The organism is Shinella sp., from assembly GCF_052438155.1.
Classification (GTDB): Bacteria; Pseudomonadota; Alphaproteobacteria; order Rhizobiales; family Rhizobiaceae; genus Shinella.
The window spans coordinates 254,519-273,026 of the sequence record NZ_JBQVPI010000006.1; the positions used below are offsets into that span (position 1 = coordinate 254,519).

The window sequence follows — 18,508 nt, forward strand, 5'->3', positions numbered from 1 at the left end:
TAACGAGGCCCATGATCAAAAGACAGGCAAAAATCGACGGCGACGGCGCCATCGCCTCCGCTTTGCGGACCGTTGAAACGGAAAAAGCCGGCCTTGTTGCCCTCTCGGCGGCGCTTGAAACCGGCCTCTACGATGCCTTCTGCGAGGCCGTGCGCCTGATCGGCGACATCAGCGGCCGCGTCGTCATCACCGGCATCGGCAAGTCCGGCCATATCGGGGCGAAGATCGCGGCGACCTTCGCCTCGACCGGCACGCCGTCCTTCTTCGTGCATCCCGTCGAGGCCAATCATGGCGATCTCGGCATGATCGCGCGCGACGACGTCATCCTCGCCATCTCGTGGAGCGGCGAGACCGCCGAGCTTCAGGGCATCGTTTCCTATTCGCGCCGCTTCTCGATCCCGCTGATCGCCATGACATCGGGGGAGCGTTCGGCGCTGGCGCGCGAGTCCGATACGCTGCTGTTGCTGCCGAAGGCACAGGAAGCCTGCCCGCATGGGCTGGCCCCCACCACATCGACGCTGATGCAACTGGCACTTGGCGATGCGATCGCCGTGGCCCTTCTCGAAGCGCGCGGCTTCACGGCAACGGATTTCAAGACCTTCCACCCCGGCGGCAAGCTGGGGGCGAGCCTTTCCCATGTCGGTGATATCATGCACAGCGGCGAGAACATGCCGCTCGTGCCGCTCGGCACCTCGATGCCGGATGCCGTCATGCTGCTTGCGCAGAAGCGCTATGGCTGCGTCGGGGTCATCGATGACGACGGCACCCTCGTCGGCATCGTGACGGACGGCGACATTGCGCGTAACCTTTCACGCAACCTCGCTGAACTCGATGTCGATGATATCATGACACGCAGCCCGAAGACGGTGAAGCCGACGACGCTCGCGACCGCCGCCCTTGGCTTGTTGAACCAGCACAATATTTCCGCGCTGATCGTCACCGACGAGACCTTCCGCCCCGTCGGCATCGTGCACTTCCACGACCTGCTCCGGATCGGCGTCGCCTGATCCTTTTCAGATCGCCTCGACCGTGAGATCACGGCCATTGCTGGCCGTGACGCGCACACGCGCACCGACCGGCAGGTCCGGTCCCTGAACGCTCCACATCGTATCGTCGAGACGAATGCGGCCGCGGCCTTCCGTGATCGGGTGCTCCAGCGTGGCGGTGCGGCCGACGAGGCTTTGGCCGCGCTGGTTGAGATGCGGTTGGTCGGTCACTTGCCCACGGGCGCTGACGATGCGCCGGCCGATAAGGGCCGCGACCAGCGACAACACGGCGAAGACCAGCCATTGCACTTGCCACGCCCAGAAGGCCGTGTCCCACAGGAGAAGCGACAGGGCACCCGTCACGATCGCCGCGATGCCGATCCAGACGAGGAAGACGCCGGGCATCAGCACTTCGAGGATCAGCAGGACGATGCCGAGCACCCACCAGGCCCAGGGGCCGAGTTCGGTGACGATGCGCTGGATCATGGGTCAGCTTCCCTGCGACGTCGGGTCAAACGGGTTGCGGAAGGCAGGCGTCGAGGCCGTGGTGGTCGCGGCCGACGTCGATTGGCGAGCGCGCGCCGGAGTGCCGGCAGGCGCCGAGCCATCGCCGAACACTTCGCGAGCGATCGCACCGATACCGCCGAGCGAGCCGACGAGCGCGGAGGCCTCCATCGGCATCAGCACGATCTTCGAGTTCGGCGCCTTGCCGATCGCGGCCATGGCTTCGGTGTACTTTTGCGCGACGAAGTAGTTGATCGCCTGCACATTGCCGGCGGCGATCGCCTCCGACACCATCTTCGTTGCCTTGGCTTCGGCCTCGGCGAGGCGTTCGCGTGCTTCGGCGTCGCGGAAGGCGGCTTCGCGCTGGCCCTCGGCCTCAAGGATCGCGGATTGTTTTGCGCCTTCGGCCCGCAGGATCTGCGCGTTACGCGCGCCTTCGGCTTCCAGCACCTGCGCACGCTTCTCGCGCTCGGCCTTCATCTGCCGACCCATCGAATCGACGAGATCCTTCGGCGGCGCGATGTCCTTGATCTCGACGCGGGTAATCTTGATGCCCCAGGGATTGGCGGCTTCGTCGACGACGCGCAGCAGCTTGTCGTTGATCACGTCGCGGTTGGAGAGCAGTTCGTCGAGATCCATCGAACCCATGACCGAGCGGATGTTGGTCATGGTGAGGTTGAGGATGGCATTTTCCAGATTGGCGACCTGATAGGCGGCCTGGGCGGCGTTAAGTACCTGATAGAAGGCGACGCCGTCGGCTGCGACGCTCGCATTGTCGCGGGTAATGACTTCCTGGGTCGGGATATCGAGCACCTGCTCCATCACGTTCATCTTCGCGCCGATGCGGTCGAATAACGGGATGATAAAATTGAGGCCCGGCTCTAACGTGGAGGTATAACGGCCGAAACGCTCTACCGTGTACTGGTAACCTTGAGGGACCGTTTTGATCGCAAGGAAAAGGATCAGGATGACCAGGACCACGAGGGCGATGACGACGAAATCCATTCCGGCCAAATTCATGGCGTTCTCCCCAAAAGCAGGTCGGTGCACAGCGGTTGCGGCAGCGACAAGCGTCAATCCAAAAGCTAAAGCGTGCGAACGCTTTAGATGCGGCGCGGCGCCACTGTAAGGAATACGGGCCGCGACGCCAGTCTATTTGGACGGGAACAAGATTTATCGATCAAACCCAGCCGCCGAGTTCCCGGCGCACGACTTTTTCCAGCACGGCCATGCCTTCGGGCGAGTCATTCAGACAGGGAATGTGTGTGAATTTCTCGCCGCCATTGTGGTGGAAGCTTTCCGCGGCCTGCTCGGCGATCTCTTCCAGCGTCTCCAGGCAGTCGGAAACGAAGCCGGGATTGAGCACGGCGATGCGCTTGATGCCGTCCTGTGCGAGCTTTTCCACGGTCTTGTCCGTGTAGGGCTGCAGCCATTCTTCCGGTCCGAAGCGGGACTGGAAGGTGATCATCAGCTTCTCTTCGGACCAGCCGAGCCGCTCGCGCAGCAGGCGCGTGGTCTTCTGGCACTGGCAGTAATAGGGGTCGCCCTTCTCGAAGTAGCTCTTCGGAATGCCGTGGAAGGAGGTGAGCACCCGCTCCGGCTCCCAGTCGAGCGTCGCCAGGTGTTTTTCGATCGAGACGGCGAGCGCGTCGATATAGGCCGGATCGTCGTGATAGGGCGGCACGGTGCGCAGCGCCGGCTGCCAGCGCAGCTTGAGCAGCGTTTCGAAGGCCTTGTCGTTGACGGTCGCGGTGGTCGCTGCCGCATATTGCGGATAGAGCGGGAAGACCAGGATGCGCTCACAGCCCTGTTTCTGGAGGTAGTCCATGCGGGACGCGATGGAGGGCTGGCCGTAGCGCATGGCCCAGTCGACGACCACCTCGGAATGCTCGGCGAGCGCCTTTGCCATCAACTCGGCCTGGCTGCGCGTATAGGTGCGCAGAAAGCTCTCGTTCTTTTCCTTGTTCCAGATCGTCTCATAGGCCTTGCCGACCTTGCCGGGACGGGTGTTGAGCACGATGCCGAACAGGATCGGATACCAGGCGAGGCGCGACCATTCGATGACGCGCCGGTCCATCAGGAATTCCTTCAGGTAGCGGCGCATGGAGGTGTAGTCCGTGCCGTCAGGCGTGCCGAGATTGACGAGCAGCACACCCACCTTGCCGTGCTTGACGGACGGGTGGCTGGCGGGCTTTGCGGCTAGATCCTGCATGGGGCGATCCTGTGCGTATGTGTTTTCGGTCATTGCTCTTCTACGCGGTAGCAGCCGATTGGTTCAGAATCGTTCTAAAAAGAAATGCCGGCCCGGGAAAGCCCGGACCGGCAGAAAAAGTGGAGACAAATTGTCCTTATTTGCTCGGGATGGATAGCTCCGTGCCGATATGCAGCGCACGCGGACGCGGATTGTTGTTGGCCTCGGCAATCTTGCGCCACAGCGTACCGTCGCCATAGGCCGCCTTGGCGAGATCCCACAGCGTATCGCCGCGGGCAATCACATGCTTGCCGCCGGCGGTCGTCGCGGCCGCGGTGTCGGAAGCCGTCGTCGTGGCTTCCGAACCGGTCGCCGTGGTGGTTGTGGCAGATCCGGACGCAGCTTCACCCGTTGTCGCAGCCCCTTCGACGGATTTTGCCGCCGCGTCCGTGGAGGTTGCCGTCTCACTCGTGGCTGGCTTGGCCTCGGTGCTGGTTGCGGTCTCTGCGGTTGCCGGGGTTTCCACAACTGTGGCTGCCGCGACCTCGGTGATGCGACCGTCCGTATAGGGCTTGTAGGGGCGGTTTGCCGCAAGGTAATCGGCGACGACCAGTTCGAGGTTCGGGCCGAAATCGTAGGCGTTCATGCCGGCCTTGGCGAAGACGGAGTAACCGTCGCCGCCCGAGCGCATGTAGTTGTTCGAGACCACGCCGTAGGTCTTGGCCGGATCGAGCGGCACGAAGGCATCACCCTCCTTGACCTCGACGGAGACGACGCGGCTGCCTGGTGGCTTCGACTTGTCGAAGGAATATTTCATGCCGGAGACCTGTGGGAAGCGCCCGGCGCCTTCCTCGATCTGGCCGAGACCGTTTTCGAGGGCGGCGACGATATCCGAGCCCTTGAGCTGGAAGGTCGCGACGGTATTCTGGAACGGCAGCACCGAGAGCACTTCGCCCATCGAAACCGGGCCGCCGTCGATCGAGGCGCGCAGACCGCCGCCATTGGTGATAGCGATCGTCATGCCCTGGGCCTTGGTGCGGTCAAGGATGGCGTCCGTCACGAGGTTGCCCATGGCGCATTCGGCCGCACGGCAGACTTCGCGCGAGCCGTCGATCGGCGAGGCGCTCTCGGCGACGATCTTGTTCTTCAGTTCCTCGATCGGGCCACCGAGTTCCTTGATGCGGGCCAGCACGGCTTCATCCGGCTTGATGGAGCTGTCGATCAGGATCGGCTCACCGGACGATGCCTTGACGACGCCGGCGTCGTCAAAGACGACTTTCAGGTTGCCGAGATATTTCGAATAGGCGCCGGCCTGTACGACCGGAACCTTGTAGCCGCCGGGATTGTCGACCAGCGTCGGGTAGGGCCCATCCGCCTTGTCCGAGGTGTTGGAAAGGAATGTGTTGGTATGGCCGCCGACCACGACGTCGACATCCGGGATTTTGGCGATTGCCGCCAGGTCGCGTGGATAGCCGACATGGGTGAGCGCGATGATCTTGTTGACGCCCTGTTTCTTCAGCTCGCCGATGGCGGCCGTGATATCGGCGACGTCGTCGCCGATCAGCACGTTCGGGCCGGGCGAGGAGAGTTCCGCCGTGTCGTTTGCCACCGCGCCGACGATGCCGATCTTCTGGCCCCCCTGGTCCAGCACGATGAACGGCTTGATGCGGTCGCCGAGCTTCGAGCTTGCGCTGGCGGCGACATTGGCTGTCACGACCGGGAACTGCACCTTGTCGAGGAAGGTCGCCAGCCCGTCCTCGCTGTCGTCGAATTCATGGTTGCCGACGGTCATGGCGTCGAACTTCATCAGGTTCAGGAACTCGGCTTCCACCGCACCCTTGTAGGTCGTGTAGAACAGCGAGCCCTGGAAATTGTCGCCGGCATTCAGCAGCAGCACGTTCTTGCCGGTCAACGCCTGGCGCTCAGCATCGATCGCAGCCTTGAGGCGCGCGACGCCGCCGAAGCATTCACCCTTGCCTTCCTCCTCGGCCGAGCAGGTCGAATCGAACTTGTTGATCGCCTCGATGCGGGAATGCAGGTCGTTGATATGCAGGATGTTCAGCTCGTAATCCGCAAGTGCGGTGCCGCTGGAGAGCGCGATAAGGGAGGCGGCCAGAAGGCCGGATCGGAAAATCGTCATGGTGCTGTTCTCCTTGTTTGCCCGCTGCCGGCGGCGCGGGAGGGCCTGTCCGTTCCTGGGTAAACTGGAAACATGACAGCCGGCCGGTGGATGTTTTCACCGCTTGTGGGCAACTTCAAGAGAAAAGACGGCGGGCAGAAGCGATCGCGTGTTTATGCGCTGAAACGAAAAAAGGGCCTTGCGGCCCTTTCGTTCGGATGTGCCGTCGTTCAGGCGCGGCGGGCGAGCGAGAACTGCGCGCCTTCGGCGGTCGTGCAGTTGAGCTGGCTCTGGCTGACGAGCGCACAATTGACCTTGGACTGGGTATTGCGCACCAGCGAGGTCATGTTGATCTCGACCAGCGTCGGCGAGGTCTTGATGTAGGTGCCGGAGGCGAGAAGCTGGTTGGTGTCGGTCGTGCGCGTCGTGAACGTGCCGCTTGCGAAGGTGGAAACGATGCCGTTCGGATCAACCCAGGCGCCATCGACGCCAGTCTGCTGCTGGCGGACGGGCGGCAAGTCCCGTGGCGCACGGTCCGACTGACACGCGGTCAGTGCCACGGCGGCGGCCAGCAGGCTGAGGGCTGTGATCGGCTTCATTCGGATCTCCCAGGGTCACGGCGGGGCGAACCACCTGTCCAATTCGCCAGACCATGCCGCGAAGAGGCGGCGAAAGCAAGACGCGCTGCCCGGTGAGCGGGCATTATCCCATTGAAAGCGAAGACGCCCGCGGGTTTGCCGCGGGCGTCTTCATTCGGGTTTTATCGGGCTGTTCAGCGAACGAGAACGTTCTTGAACTGCCACGGATCCTTCGTGTCGAGGTCTTCCGGGAAGAGGCCCGGGCGGCCCTCGAGCGGGGTCCAGTCGGTGTAGTGGCCTTCGACCGGGCCGAGATAGGGCGTCTGCACTTCGAGGCAGCGCTTGTAATCGACCTCGTCGGCTTCGACGATGCCGGCCTTCGGGTTTTCCAGCGCCCAGACCATGCCGGCGAGCACGGCGGAGGTCACCTGCAGGCCGGTTGCGTTCTGGTAGGGGGCGATGCGGCGGGTTTCTTCCAGCGACAGGCGCGAACCGTACCAGTAGGCGTTCTTGTCGTGGCCGTAGAGCAGCACGCCGAGTTCGTCGATGCCGTCGACCAGCTCGTTCTCGTCGAGAACGTGCAGGACTGGCTGCTGGTGGCCGCCATTGCCGAACATTTCGTGCAGCGACAGCACGGCATCATTGGCCGGATGGTAGGCGTAGTGGCAGGTCGGGCGGTAGGTGACGTCACCGTCCTTGTCACGCACCGTGTAATAGTCGGCGATCGAGACCGATTCATTGTGGGTGACGAGGAAGCCGTATTGCGGGCCGGGCGTCGGGCACCAGGAGCGCACGCGCGTGTTGGCGCCGGGTTGCTCCAGGTAGATTGCCGCCTTGCAGCCCTTCTTTTGCTTCTTGGCGTTCTTCGGCATCCACTCTTCGTGCGTGCCCCAGCCAAGTTCGGCCGGCTGCAGGCCTTCCGAGATGAAGCCTTCGACCGACCAGGTGTTCCAGAAGGTGTTGAACGGCTTCGGGTTCTTGGTGCGCTGGGTGTCGCGCTCGGCGATGTGCACGCCCTTGACGCCGACCTTCTTCATCAGCTTGGCCCAGCCTTCGCGGTCGTCCTGCGCCGGCTCTTCGACCTTCAGGTCGAGATCCTTGGCGAGGTTGATCAGCGCCTGCTTGACGAACCAGGAAACCATGCCCGGGTTTGCACCGCAGGTGGAAACGGCCGTGGTGCCGCCCGGATGCTTTTCCTTCTCACGGCGAAGCGTTTCGCGCAGCGCATAGTTCGTGCGGTCGGCGTTTTTCATACCCTTGTCGAAGTAGAAGCCGAGCCAGGGTTCGATGACCGTGTCGATGTAGAGCACGTCGAGCTTGCGGCAGAGCTTGATCAGATCGAGGGAGCCGGTATCGACGGAAAGATTGACGCAGAACGCCTGGCCGTCGCCTTCGGTGAGCAGCGGCTTCAGGAGGTCCTTGTAGTTATCCTTGGTGACATGCGCCTTGACGTGGCGCACCCCGTGGCGGGCGTAGATCTCGGCGTCGGCAGCGTCTTCACGCGGCTCGATGACGATCAGCCGGTTCCGGTCATACTTGAAGTGGCGCTCGATCAGCGGCAGCGTGCCGCGCCCGATGGAGCCGAAACCGATCATCACGATCGGGCCGGTGATTTCGCCATGTACCGGATAGGTGCTGTCTGCCATTTGGTTCTCCTGCGGACGGCCCGCTTTTCGCAAAAACAGGGCCTTCGAGGGCCCCATAGCATAATATGACAGCGCTAGAGCACAGTTTTCTGTCACAATAAAGGGAGAGCGCGGTCTTCGGCAGCGATATTCTTAACGTCCGTTTGACGACAGGGCTCTGCTTGCCAGGCTGGATTTACGCGAGGAGCTTTCATGCGATCCGGCCAGGAATGCGATTCGGTGGAAGATCGTCCAAACCATGCCCGGGGCGCGCATCAATCGGTCTTGCGATTCTCACACGGTGGCGAGTTGGGCCAGGTGCCCGAGCAGATCTGTTCCCGCGCCGCCTGCGTTGATGGTTTCGAAATAGTCATGCCATCCGGACGCTGCGATGCCGGAGACAAGTGCGCCGAGCGCCGCTTCGTCGGGGCAGCGCCACAGGGCAAAAAAGCTTTGCGGCGGGGCATGCAGAACCTTTGCGTCAACCTCCCCAAGAGCGATCGGCTCGACACCGAGAGCCGACAATCCGGCCATGCCGGCGCCGATGCCGGCGAAGAAGCTCTGCCGGTCTTGCGCGTCGAGAGCTAGCCATGCGGGTTTCGGGGTGTACAGCTCGGCCAGGTAGTGCGTCATACAATGTCCTTCCATGTCAGCGGTCGCGGCTGATGAACCGGAGCGCGTGCTTGCGGATTCGAGTGGCTGTCTGTTTTGTCAGGAGCGGGCTTTGCTCCTGCCGGCGTCGGTCTTCTGCCAGATACGATCGAGCAATGTGCTCAGCAGGCGGCTTTCATCGGTACTCAGGTCCGAAAAAAGCGAGCCGATCCATTCGGCATGCTGGCGGAAAAGGGCAGCGGCCGTCGTTTCGCCTCTCTCCGTCAGGCGCACCGTGATCTTGCGGCGATCGTCGGTCGCATGATGACGAGTCAGGAAACCGTCCCGTTCCAGGCCATCCAGAAGCCCGGTTATCGTCGCGCGCGTCACGCCTGCCCGTTCGGCCAACTCATGCGGGGAAAGGCCGTCCGGCTTGCCCCGCAACAGGAACAGCAGGACAAACCTGCCTTCGGACAATTGGTGCGGGGCCAGGCGCGCGGCACAATCGCGATCGATTGCGGCGGTCAGCGCCAGCAGCTCAAAACAAAGTCGAAGCTCGCCGACACCGGAGTGGCCTCGGCGCTGCGCCTCCTCGAGCATGGCGTGGTGTTTTTGTTCGATATTCATAAGTCGCCGTATAGTATGGCGGCTAACTGCGTGTCAACCTGCACGCTCGCTTGGGATCAGTCCGCGCAAAGAATTGCCGACGAAAACCATGCCATGGGCAAGGTCCTCCGGCCGCAGGACCTGCTCGACGGCCTTGCCGCTTTCGAGCAGTTCTTCCCGCAATATGCCGGCGAGCAGGCCGCAAGCGAGTGGCGGGGTTTTCAGGATGCCTGAACCCTCGTCGAGGAAGAGCGAGGTGATGGTGCCCTCGCAGAGTTCACCGTGCTCGTTGGCGAGGATCACCTCATCGGCCTCCGTTGCCGGGAATTCGGCGCGGGCCGCAGCATAGGCCGCGCGGCGGGAGGTCTTGTGGCGCAGCAGCGGGTCGGTGGAGGCGAGGCGGGTGGTGGCGACCTTCAGGCGCCATGTCGCGTCGGGGCCGAGAGGGGTGAAAGGTGCGGTCTGCACGTCGATCCGGCCGTCCGCAAACAGTTCGAGGCGGACGCGCAGAGCGGCTGATGCATGGGTCGGAATGGCCGCGGTCAGCGCATCGCGTGCTTGCTCGCTGTTCATGAGCTTCAAGTCTTTTGCCGATTGGGCAAGCCGTGCCAGATGCCGCTCCAACCGCACAAAGCCGGCGCCGGGTTCCCAGCGCAAGGTCTCTATCAGCGAGAGATCCATAGATCCCCCACCGCATAGCGCGCCTTTAGCAGGGCTTCCTCGTATTCGGCTTCCGCGGTCGAATCGAAGACGATGCCGCCGCCGACGTTGAAGATGGCTTCGCCGTCTTCGTAGAGCGAGATGGTTCGGATCGCGACGTTGAAGCGCATGGTGCCGTCCGGGGCGATCATGCCGATGGCGCCGCAATAGGCGTCGCGCGGGCCGTCCTCCAGGTCGTGCAGGATCTCCATGGCGCGCATTTTCGGCGCGCCGGTGATCGAGCCGCAGGGGAAGAGGGCGGCGAAGATGTCGCGGATCGAGGTGCCGGGCGTGAGCTTCGCCCGCACATGGCTCACCATCTGGTGCACGGTCGGGTAGGTCTCGACTGCAAAGAGTTTTGGCACATTAAGCGTGCCGACCGCGGTGATGCGGGAGATGTCGTTGCGCAGGAGATCGACGATCATGCGGTTTTCGGCCTGCGACTTGGGGTCCGCCTGCATGGCGGCGATGATCTCTGCGTCCTCCGCCGCATTGGCGCCGCGCGGCGCCGTGCCCTTCATCGGATGCGTCTCGATCCAGCCGTCCCTGTCGATATCGAAAAAGAGTTCTGGCGAGCGGGAAAGCAGTTGCGGCCCGTCGAGCGAGACAAACGCGCCGTAGCGCACCGGCTGGCGCTCGATCAGCGACCAGAAAGCGGCGAGTGGGTCGCCGTTCCAGCGGGCGCGGATCGGCATGGTGAGGTTCGCCTGGTAGCAGTCGCCCTGGCGCAGATGCTGGTGCAGGCGGTCAAAACGGCTGCGGTAGGTCTCGAAATCCCAGTGGGCTTTCGGTTCGGTGAGAAAGGGCTCGTTCTCGGTGCGCTGGCGCGGCTTCGTGAGCGGATGATCGTCCGCCGGCTTTTCGAAAATGCCGAAACTCATCAGCGGCGTCGGCCGGTTTTCGATGGCGAGTGGGGCCAGCTTCTCCTCGAAGAGATGGCCGGCCTCATAGCTCATGAAGCCGGCGATCCAATGGCCCTTTTCGTGCGCCGCCTGCAAAGCCGCAAAGGCGGGCTCGAAGCCGGCGCGGTCGCGTACGGTGACGACCGCGATCGGATCGGCGAAAACCACCGTCCGATCCTCGCGGTCGTCCCTGAGGAGCACATAGCGTTCGCGGTCGGTCATGCGGGCGTCCGGCTTCTTTTAAGAGGAGGCCTTATCAAGCGCTTCCAACTCGTCGATCAGCCCCTCGATCATCGACAGTCCCTTGCTCCAGAACGACGGATCGCTCGCATCAAGGCCGAACGGCTTCAGGAGTTCGGAGTGATGCTTGGTGCCGCCGGCCTTTAGCAGGTCGAAATACTTGGTCTGGAAGCCTGCGTCGGCTTGGCTGTAGACGGCGTAGAGCGAGTTCACCAGGCAATCGCCGAAGGCATAGGCGTAGACGTAGAAGGGCGAGTGGATGAAGTGGGGGATGTAGGCCCAGTAGGTCTCATAACCCTCGGAAATCCGGATCGCCGGGCCGAGGCTTTCCTCCTGCACGGATAGCCAGAGGTCGCCGATCTGGTCGGAGGTCAGTTCGCCCTCCTTGCGGGCAGTATGCAGCTTGCGCTCGAATTCATAGAAGGCGATCTGGCGCACGACCGTGTTGATCATGTCCTCGACCTTCTGGGCGAGCATGGCCTTGCGTTCGCGCTTGTCCTTCGTCTTTTCGAGCAGGCTGCGGAAGGTCAGCATTTCGCCGAAGACGGAGGCGGTTTCGGCAAGTGTCAGCGGTGTCGACGCCATTAGCGCGCCCTGGCCGCCGGCGAGCACCTGATGCACGCCATGGCCGAGTTCGTGGGCGAGCGTCATCACGTCGCGCGGCTTGCCCATATAGTTGACGAGCACATAGGGGTGCGCCGAGGGCACCGTCGGATGCGCGAAGGCGCCCGGCGCCTTGCCGGGGCGCACCGGTGCATCGATCCAGCCCTTGTCGAAAAAGTCCTTGGCAATGTCGGCCATTTCAGGCGCGAAGGCGCTGTAGGCTGACAGCACGGTGTCGCGGGCCTCGTCCCAGGAGATCGTCGCGTCGGATGTCTCGGGAAGGGGCGCATTGCGATCCCAGAACTCCATCTGCTCCATTCCGAGCCATTTCGCCTTCATCGCATAATAGCGGTGGGAGAGGCGCGGATACGCTTCGCGTACGGCCGCGGCGAGGGCTGCGACGACTTCCGGCTCGACGCGGTTTGCCAGGTGCCGGCTGTCGGCGATATCGGCGAAACCGCGCCAGCGGTCGGAGATTTCCTTGTCCTTGGCGAGCGTGTTGGTAATCAGCGTGAAGGTGCGGATATTTTCCTTGAAGGTCGCGGCCAGCGCCTGCGCCGCCTCACGGCGGGCGTCGCGATCGGGCGACTGGAGCTGGTTGAGGGCGATTTCCAGCGGCACCTCTTCGCCGTCGATCGTGTAGCGCAGCGACGCCATGGTCTCATCGAAGAGCCGGTTCCAGGCGGCGGCGCCCGTCATCGACTTTTCGAGGAAGAGCTGCTCCGTCTTGTCGTCGAGCTGGTAGGGCTTGTCCTTGCGCAGGTCCTCGATCCACGGGCGATAGTGTCCCGCAAGCGCATCATTGTTCAGCGCCGCGTCGATGCGGTCATCCGCTATCCTGTTGAGTTCAAGCGAGAAAAATAGGAGATGCGCGCCGAGATCGGTGAGCTTCGACTGCATGTCTCCGTAGAACTTGCCGTTTGCCGGGTCGGTCGTGTTGGTGAAATAGGTAAGGCCGGCAAACGAGATGATACGGCCCATCACGTCTTCCAGCGCCTCGAATTCACGCACGGCCGCACCGATGCCGTGGTCGCCGGTCTTTTCCGTTGCGGCGTCCAGCTTGCCCTTCCATTTGGCTTCGAAGGCGAGCGAATCCGCCTCTGCCTTCTTCATGTCGTTCTGGAATTCCGGCGAGGTCTGCGAAGGGTAAAGATCACCGAGGTTCCAGCCTGGAAGATTGCCCAGCTCGGCGGCAGCGGCAGCGTCGGCCGGTGCGAAGTCGATGCGGGGTTCAACAAAATTTCTGGTCATATTCCATCTCTCTTCCAGGAGGTCGGGTCGGTCGCCTTGCTTGCGTCGGCAATGGTTAAAATGCAAGCCTTTCTCAAAACGGCATGTTCAACCCTTTCTGCCAAGGTTCGCTGGTGTTCAGTTCCCTTGGGCATGCATGATGCATGTCTAGAGGCAAGGAGGTTCCAGTGACGGCCCATATTCTTGTCATCGACGATGATCCTGTCCAGCGCCGGTTGTTGAAGAACATGATCGAGCGCTCCGGCCATGTCGCCCATATGGCGGAAAACGGCCGCGCCGGTCTTGATATGCTCGATCGCAAGGGCGGTCTGATCAATGTGATCCTGCTCGACCTGATGATGCCGGAAATGAACGGCTCGGCCTTCCTCGACGCCCTCGCCGAGCGGGAGAATACCATTCCCGTGATCGTGCAGACCGGGCAGGGCGGCATCGAGACGGTCGTCATGGCCATGCGCGCCGGTGCTTTCGATTTCGTGGTGAAGCCGGTTTCGCCGGAACGTCTCGGTGTTGCCGTCGGCAATGCCTTGAAGATGGACCAGCGCGAAGGCCGCAGCCGCGGCGGACGCCGCAATCGCACCGAGAGCGTGCATTTCGACGACATCGTTTCGGCCAGCCCCGAAATGCTGCGTGTCATCGAACTCGGCCGCCGCGCCGCACAGTCGAACATTCCGGTGGTGCTGGAAGGCGAATCGGGCGTCGGCAAGGAAATGGTGGCCCGTGCCATCCAGGCGGCGAGCGAGCGGGCGCACAAGCCCTTCGTCACCGTCAATTGCGGCGCCATCCCGCACAATCTGGTCGAAAGCATCCTGTTCGGCCACGAGAAGGGCGCCTTCACCGGTGCGACCGAGCGCCATACCGGCAAATTCATGGAGGCCGATGGCGGCACGCTGTTCCTCGACGAGATCGGCGACCTGCCGCTCGAGGTGCAGGTGAAGCTGTTGCGCGCCGTGCAGCAGGGCGAGATCGAGACGATCGGCGCGCGCTTCCCGCAGAAGGTCAATGTGCGCCTCATCTCCGCGACCAACCGCGACCTCATCAACGAGGTGCGCGAAGGCCGCTTCCGCGAAGACCTCTATTATCGCCTGAATGTCTTCCCGATCACCATTCCGGCGCTGCGCAAGCGCAAGGAGGACATTCCGGTTCTCGTGCGTGCCTTCGTGCAGCGCTTTGCCGGCGAGCAGAAGCTTGCCCGCCCGCTCGGTGTTTCCGCCGACGCCATGGCTTTGCTGACCTCTTATGACTGGCCGGGCAATATTCGCCAGCTCGAAAACGCGATCTTCCGCGCCGTCGTGCTGTCGGAAGGGGCCGAGCTGAATGCGGCCGATTTCCCGCAGATCGCCGCGCAGGTTCCGGGTTATGGGCTCGCCGAAGACGGCGCCGTTACCTGGGAAGCGACAAGCCAGCGCATGTCCGATCCCACCTCGGAATCCCGCCTGCCGGGCGTCTATCCGGACTTCCGGCCGGCCGAATCAGCAAGCGTCGATACCGGCTCGGACAACGCCATTCTCAGCGTCGACAAGGGCGGTCATGTGCGCAAACTGGCCGAGGTGGAAGAGGAATTGATCCGCTTTGCCCTGAAATTCTATCATGGCCAGATGAGCCAGGTTGCCCGAAAATTGGGCATTGGCCGTTCGACTCTCTATCGCAAACTGAAGGACTATGGCATCGACCCAGACAATCCTGTGAAAGAAGCTGCGTAAAAACCCTTGGAATCCCGGCCACTTGCGATTTCTCGATTGCCGTTTATTTCCTGTTAGTGGATTGTTCACTATAACGGGTGCGGGATGACGAGTGTGGCGGATTTGCCATGCTCTCACCGCAATTGGCAGTCATTTGGGATAACGGACGTTCGTTGTCCTTCGGACGGGGAAAGAGTTGGCAAATTTGTTCGCATCGATGAAGCGCCCAGGGGCCTCCCTGCGCAGCCTCTGCAAAGCACTGTTGCACAAGCTGCCCAAGGCGCTGTCTACAGCCGTGCTTTCTGCCGCCCTCATTCTGCCCACGGCCTTTCCCGCGACGGTCCAGGCCGAGAGCGGCAACCGCACGCTCAAGCTCTATTTCATCCATACCAAGGAAAAGGCCGAGATCACCTTCAAGCGCAATGGCCGTTATGACCAGCGCGGCCTGAAGCAGCTCAATACGTTCCTGCGCGACTGGCGCCGCAACGAACCGACGAAGATGGATCCGCGGCTTTTCGACCTCGTGTGGGAAGTCTACCAGAAGTCCGGCGGCACGGGTTACATCAACGTTGTCTCCGCCTATCGCTCGCCCGCGACGAACGGCATGCTGCGTTCGCGTTCCAAGGGTGTCGCGAAGAAGAGCCAGCACATGCTCGGCAAGGCGATGGATTTCTACATTCCGGGCGTCAAGCTCGCGACGCTGCGCGCCAACGCGGTAAAATTCCAGGTCGGCGGCGTCGGCTACTATCCCACCTCCGGTTCGCCCTTCGTCCATCTCGACGTTGGCAGCGTGCGCGCCTGGCCGCGCATGAGCCGCCAGGAACTCACCCGTATCTTCCCGGACGGCAAGACCATGCATCTGCCGACCGATGGCAAGCCGCTGCCGGGCTACCAGCAGGCGGTTGCGGACTACAAGCGCCGCGTCGGGGCAAATGGCATCGAGGTCGCCGGTGGTGGCTCGACGCCGAGCGCATCCAAGCGCAAGGGCGGCTTCCTCGCGGCCCTCTTCGGCGGCGGCGGCGACGAGGATGAAGAACCCGAAATGATTGCAAGCAACGCCACGATTGCCGATTCCTTCGATGAAGGTGGCGCATCCAGCGGTGCGACGGCGAAAGCCGTTGAAGAAAAGAAGCCGATCGTGACCGAGGCCGAGACGGAAGTGGCCTTCACGGCACCTGTTCCCGGCAGCCGTCCGGCCTTCAAGGCTGCGGAGACGACGACCACCGAGCTTGCCCTTGTCGCTCCGACGACGAGCGGCGCCGTTGCGGCCCTCGAAGCGGCGACGGTTGAAGAACAGAAGCCTGAATTCGAGGACCTTGCCTCTTATAAGATCCCGGTTCCTGTTTCCCTGGGTGCCCGCACCCAGGCCGGCGACGCTGTGCCGGGCGATGCTCAGGCCGGCGCTGTCATGACCGCCGAAGCGACGGTCGAGGATGCCGAAGAACTGGCGATGGTTCCTGTTCCGGGCCTGCGTCCGCAGGTCGAGCTGGACCAGTCGCAGACGGCGCTGATGGCGGCTGCGGAAGCGGATGTGGCGCTGCCGCGTTCTGCCGATCGCTCCGGTCTTGCCGCGCTCGCTGACCCGACGGTGGGCGAAACGCAGGGCAATCCGGTCGAAATGGCTGCGCTCGTTTCGACGCGAGACAGCGGCAGCCGTTCGCTCGCTGGCCTTGACGCCTTTGATGGCAAGCCTGCCGAGGAGACGACGTCCAAGGGCGGTCGCCCGAAGAAGAAGGATGCCGACGCGGCAAGCCGCGGCGCGATCCGCACCGAGCCGAAGCTGAACCAGAAGATCCTCTCGAAGTGGGCGCTGACACAGGACCGCGTCGCGACGCTGTCCAAGCCGGTCAAGGCACCACGCTTTGTCAGCCGGAAACTGCGTGCCGCACCGACGACCGTCTACATGGCCGGCTTCCAGCCGGAGGAGAAGTCGATCGATGCCGGGCGCTTCAGCGGCACTGCAGTGAACTTCCTGGAAGTCCGCAAGTTCGAAGGCCGGGAAAACTAGACGCCGGAAATGATCCATCAAAAAACCCCGCCGGAGCGATCCGGCGGGGTTTTTCTTTGGGCGTTTCGCGAGATGCTTATTCGGCTTCCGGCGGCAGTTCGAGCATGCCGAGGGCCTGGAGGTAGGTGTCGAGGATCGCTTCCTGCTCCATGCGCTCGTCCTTGTCCTGCTTGCGGATCTGGATGACCTTGCGCAGGACCTTGGCATCGAAGCCGGTACCCTTGGCTTCGCCGTAGACATCCTTGATGTCGTCGGCGATGGTTTTCTTTTCTTCCTCGAGACGCTCGATGCGTTCGATGAATGCGCGAAGCTGGTCGCGTGCGACGCCGTGGGCATCCGACATGATGTTCTCCTTGGATAGGCTAGAAATTCAAAGGTGCCGTGACTTGCCGCGAACTTTCGGCAAGATCAAGGCCTATCGCGCGGCGCCTGGAGCAATTCCAGCAAAAGTGCGTAGCGGTTTTGCGTCCGGAATTGCGTAAAAACAAAGAGGTAGAGCTTTTTCGCGATTCGAAGAAAAGCGGAAATGCGCTAAGGATTTTCCGCAAGCGGGCGTCATTCCTTCGGGCGGTTGACCTCGAAGGCTGTCTTCTGGGCATCGCTCGCCTCGCGCTGGTAGCGTTCACGCCACTCTTCATAGGGCATGCCGTAGACGATTTCGCGCGAGGCTTCCTTGTCGAGCGGGACACCAGCCTCGTTTGCCGCATCGCGGTACCAGTTGGACAGGCAGTTGCGGCAGAAGCCGGCGAGGTTCATCAGGTCGATGTTCTGCACATCGCTGCGTTCGCGCAGGTGGTTCAGGAGGCGCCGGAAGGCGGCGGCCTCGAATTCCGTCTGCTGCTCTTTGCTCAGATCGCTCATTGTCTCGTCCTCGGGGCTCAGTAGGGCCCGGTGCGGGAGGGGAATATCTCGTATGTGTGCAGGGTGTCGTCGGCGTTCAACCGGCCGAGGATGGGGGCAAGCCGCTCGACCCAGTTGGCGATACCGGCCTCATTGCCGATTTCGTCCTGCCGGATTTCGATCAGGGCGTGCGCAATGCCGGGCTTCATGCAATGGCGGAACAGGGTGTCGCCGCGCAGTGCCCCGTCATAGGGCTCGTTGTCGCCCACCACGACGTCGCCGAGCGCTTCCAGTTCCAAGAGCAGAGGGCGGACGGCACGGTGGTCGCTATCCCAAAGCACCGTCACCTGCCAGGGCCGTGCCACGCCTTTCCAGGCGGGTGTGAAGGAATGCATGGAGATGATGAGTGGCGCCTTGCCGGTCTTCTTTGCCACCGCGCCGATCGTGCGGGACACGGCATCGTGATAGGGACGGTGGAAGGTTTCCAGCCGGTATTGCCATTCTTCGGGCGTGATCGGGTGATTGCCTGGAACGATTGCACCGTCGGAAATGCGCATGACGAGCGTCGGGTCGTCCTCGCCGCGATTGGGGTCGATCAGCAGGCGGGAAAAGCGGCTCATGACGACCGGCACGTTCAGCCGGGCGTTCAGACCACGCACCACGCCCTCGACGCCGATATCGTAGGCGATATGGCGTTCGAAGGCGCTGTCCGGCAGGCCGAGCCGGCCGTAACGGGAAGGGAGAAGATTGGTGGCATGGTCTGCCAGAACGACGAGCCCGAGGCTCAAATCGCCGTCAATGACCTCGAACGAAGGATGGTCCTGCATGCTTTTGCCGATACTGTGCTGCGGATGCCGACTGATCGCATGTGGCGAGGCGCCCTGCAAGGCGCGAACCCTTGAGAGCAGCGGCAATTCCCCTTCCTGGCGTGAAAATGTAATCGATTGATGTTGCGTTGACATTCATGCCCCGCCGTCGCAAGAAAGCGCATATTCAAATCAACGGAGTTCCATCGGAAGCCGTGAGAACCAAGAGCTATCACCCGTTTTTTCCGAAAGCCGGCCGCCTTTTCCAGGCGGGGCTTTT

The 18,508-nt window shown here is 62.5% G+C and carries 17 protein-coding genes; 3 read left to right on the plus strand and 14 right to left on the minus strand.

The window, feature by feature from the left end; all coding sequences use genetic code 11:
• Window positions 1-11 precede the first annotated feature (11 nt).
• On the plus strand, window positions 12-1,007 hold the full coding sequence (locus ACT6VE_RS14040) for a KpsF/GutQ family sugar-phosphate isomerase (RefSeq protein WP_444799196.1): 996 nt from the start codon (window positions 12-14) through the stop codon (window positions 1,005-1,007).
• A 6-nt stretch (window positions 1,008-1,013) separates the two neighbouring features.
• Here ACT6VE_RS14040 and ACT6VE_RS14045 read toward each other — a convergent pair whose 3' ends face one another.
• The 11 genes from ACT6VE_RS14045 to ACT6VE_RS14095 form a co-directional block, all read right to left on the minus strand.
• Window positions 1,014-1,472: an NfeD family protein gene (locus tag ACT6VE_RS14045; RefSeq protein ID WP_444799197.1), complete on the minus strand. Its 459-nt coding sequence runs from the start codon at window positions 1,470-1,472 to the stop codon at window positions 1,014-1,016.
• A 3-nt stretch (window positions 1,473-1,475) separates the two neighbouring features.
• A complete protein-coding gene (locus ACT6VE_RS14050) occupies window positions 1,476-2,510 on the minus strand; it encodes an SPFH domain-containing protein (protein WP_444799198.1) in 1,035 nt (344 codons plus the stop codon).
• A gap of 160 nt (window positions 2,511-2,670) precedes the next feature.
• Window positions 2,671-3,702, minus strand: coding sequence for a ferrochelatase (gene hemH / locus ACT6VE_RS14055; protein ID WP_444799199.1), 1,032 nt, complete (start codon window positions 3,700-3,702; stop codon window positions 2,671-2,673).
• 136 nt (window positions 3,703-3,838) lie between these two features.
• The gene (locus tag ACT6VE_RS14060; RefSeq protein WP_444799200.1) at window positions 3,839-5,821 is read right to left on the minus strand and encodes a 5'-nucleotidase C-terminal domain-containing protein; all 1,983 of its coding nucleotides are present in this window, start codon (window positions 5,819-5,821) and stop codon (window positions 3,839-3,841) included.
• Between the two features lie 209 nt (window positions 5,822-6,030).
• On the minus strand, window positions 6,031-6,399 hold the full coding sequence (omp10, locus tag ACT6VE_RS14065; protein WP_069061165.1) for an outer membrane lipoprotein Omp10: 369 nt from the start codon (window positions 6,397-6,399) through the stop codon (window positions 6,031-6,033).
• A 173-nt stretch (window positions 6,400-6,572) separates the two neighbouring features.
• On the minus strand, window positions 6,573-8,024 hold the full coding sequence (locus ACT6VE_RS14070; RefSeq protein WP_444799201.1) for a homospermidine synthase: 1,452 nt from the start codon (window positions 8,022-8,024) through the stop codon (window positions 6,573-6,575).
• 273 nt (window positions 8,025-8,297) lie between these two features.
• Complete coding sequence (locus tag ACT6VE_RS14075) at window positions 8,298-8,636, minus strand: DUF6616 family protein (protein ID WP_444799202.1); 339 nt, start codon at window positions 8,634-8,636, stop codon at window positions 8,298-8,300.
• A 78-nt stretch (window positions 8,637-8,714) separates the two neighbouring features.
• The gene (locus tag ACT6VE_RS14080) at window positions 8,715-9,221 is read right to left on the minus strand and encodes a MarR family winged helix-turn-helix transcriptional regulator (RefSeq protein ID WP_444799203.1); all 507 of its coding nucleotides are present in this window, start codon (window positions 9,219-9,221) and stop codon (window positions 8,715-8,717) included.
• A 33-nt stretch (window positions 9,222-9,254) separates the two neighbouring features.
• The gene (locus ACT6VE_RS14085; protein WP_444799204.1) at window positions 9,255-9,881 is read right to left on the minus strand and encodes an aminotransferase class IV family protein; all 627 of its coding nucleotides are present in this window, start codon (window positions 9,879-9,881) and stop codon (window positions 9,255-9,257) included.
• Window positions 9,866-11,023: an aminodeoxychorismate synthase component I gene (locus ACT6VE_RS14090; protein WP_444799205.1), complete on the minus strand. Its 1,158-nt coding sequence runs from the start codon at window positions 11,021-11,023 to the stop codon at window positions 9,866-9,868. The genes ACT6VE_RS14085 and ACT6VE_RS14090 overlap by 16 nt, the downstream gene beginning before the upstream one ends.
• A gap of 18 nt (window positions 11,024-11,041) precedes the next feature.
• The gene (locus tag ACT6VE_RS14095; protein WP_444799206.1) at window positions 11,042-12,895 is read right to left on the minus strand and encodes a M3 family oligoendopeptidase; all 1,854 of its coding nucleotides are present in this window, start codon (window positions 12,893-12,895) and stop codon (window positions 11,042-11,044) included.
• A 167-nt stretch (window positions 12,896-13,062) separates the two neighbouring features.
• On the opposite strand from ACT6VE_RS14095, the gene ACT6VE_RS14100 reads away from it, so the two are divergent.
• Together ACT6VE_RS14100 and ACT6VE_RS14105 are read left to right on the plus strand one after the other, a co-directional pair.
• Window positions 13,063-14,595: a sigma-54-dependent transcriptional regulator gene (locus tag ACT6VE_RS14100; RefSeq protein ID WP_444799207.1), complete on the plus strand. Its 1,533-nt coding sequence runs from the start codon at window positions 13,063-13,065 to the stop codon at window positions 14,593-14,595.
• 175 nt (window positions 14,596-14,770) lie between these two features.
• Complete coding sequence (locus tag ACT6VE_RS14105; protein ID WP_444799208.1) at window positions 14,771-16,582, plus strand: DUF882 domain-containing protein; 1,812 nt, start codon at window positions 14,771-14,773, stop codon at window positions 16,580-16,582.
• Window positions 16,583-16,658: 76 nt separating this feature from the next.
• Here the strand turns inward: ACT6VE_RS14105 and ACT6VE_RS14110 are convergent, their stop codons facing one another.
• From ACT6VE_RS14110 to ACT6VE_RS14120, 3 genes are all read right to left on the minus strand, one after another.
• Window positions 16,659-16,925 carry a DUF2312 domain-containing protein gene (locus ACT6VE_RS14110; RefSeq protein WP_444799209.1) on the minus strand — a complete coding sequence of 89 codons (267 nt, stop codon included), beginning with the start codon at window positions 16,923-16,925 and terminating at the stop codon, window positions 16,659-16,661.
• Between the two features lie 212 nt (window positions 16,926-17,137).
• Window positions 17,138-17,443 carry a DUF1244 domain-containing protein gene (locus ACT6VE_RS14115; protein WP_444799210.1) on the minus strand — a complete coding sequence of 102 codons (306 nt, stop codon included), beginning with the start codon at window positions 17,441-17,443 and terminating at the stop codon, window positions 17,138-17,140.
• A 17-nt stretch (window positions 17,444-17,460) separates the two neighbouring features.
• Window positions 17,461-18,249, minus strand: a complete 789-nt coding sequence (locus ACT6VE_RS14120; protein ID WP_444799211.1) for an N-formylglutamate amidohydrolase — start codon at window positions 18,247-18,249, stop codon at window positions 17,461-17,463.
• Between the last annotated feature and the right edge of the window lie 259 nt (window positions 18,250-18,508).

Bases quoted from the DNA above. Each gene is read 5' to 3' on its own strand.
- ACT6VE_RS14110 (WP_444799209.1), bottom strand. From the start codon at position 16,925: ATGTCGGATGCCCACGGCGTCGCACGCGACCAGCTTCGCGCATTCATC.
- ACT6VE_RS14120 (WP_444799211.1), bottom strand. From the start codon at position 18,249: ATGCAGGACCATCCTTCGTTCGAGGTCATTGACGGCGATTTGAGCCTC.
- ACT6VE_RS14080 (WP_444799203.1), bottom strand. From the start codon at position 9,221: ATGAATATCGAACAAAAACACCACGCCATGCTCGAGGAGGCGCAGCGC.
- ACT6VE_RS14060 (WP_444799200.1), bottom strand. From the start codon at position 5,821: ATGACGATTTTCCGATCCGGCCTTCTGGCCGCCTCCCTTATCGCGCTC.
- ACT6VE_RS14095 (WP_444799206.1), bottom strand. From the start codon at position 12,895: ATGACCAGAAATTTTGTTGAACCCCGCATCGACTTCGCACCGGCCGAC.
- ACT6VE_RS14070 (WP_444799201.1), bottom strand. From the start codon at position 8,024: ATGGCAGACAGCACCTATCCGGTACATGGCGAAATCACCGGCCCGATC.
- ACT6VE_RS14050 (WP_444799198.1), bottom strand. From the start codon at position 2,510: ATGAATTTGGCCGGAATGGATTTCGTCGTCATCGCCCTCGTGGTCCTG.
- ACT6VE_RS14075 (WP_444799202.1), bottom strand. From the start codon at position 8,636: ATGACGCACTACCTGGCCGAGCTGTACACCCCGAAACCCGCATGGCTA.
- ACT6VE_RS14090 (WP_444799205.1), bottom strand. From the start codon at position 11,023: ATGACCGACCGCGAACGCTATGTGCTCCTCAGGGACGACCGCGAGGAT.
- ACT6VE_RS14040 (WP_444799196.1), top strand. From the start codon at position 12: ATGATCAAAAGACAGGCAAAAATCGACGGCGACGGCGCCATCGCCTCC.
- omp10 (WP_069061165.1), bottom strand. From the start codon at position 6,399: ATGAAGCCGATCACAGCCCTCAGCCTGCTGGCCGCCGCCGTGGCACTG.
- ACT6VE_RS14085 (WP_444799204.1), bottom strand. From the start codon at position 9,881: ATGGATCTCTCGCTGATAGAGACCTTGCGCTGGGAACCCGGCGCCGGC.
- ACT6VE_RS14115 (WP_444799210.1), bottom strand. From the start codon at position 17,443: ATGAGCGATCTGAGCAAAGAGCAGCAGACGGAATTCGAGGCCGCCGCC.
- hemH (WP_444799199.1), bottom strand. From the start codon at position 3,702: ATGCAGGATCTAGCCGCAAAGCCCGCCAGCCACCCGTCCGTCAAGCAC.
- ACT6VE_RS14045 (WP_444799197.1), bottom strand. From the start codon at position 1,472: ATGATCCAGCGCATCGTCACCGAACTCGGCCCCTGGGCCTGGTGGGTG.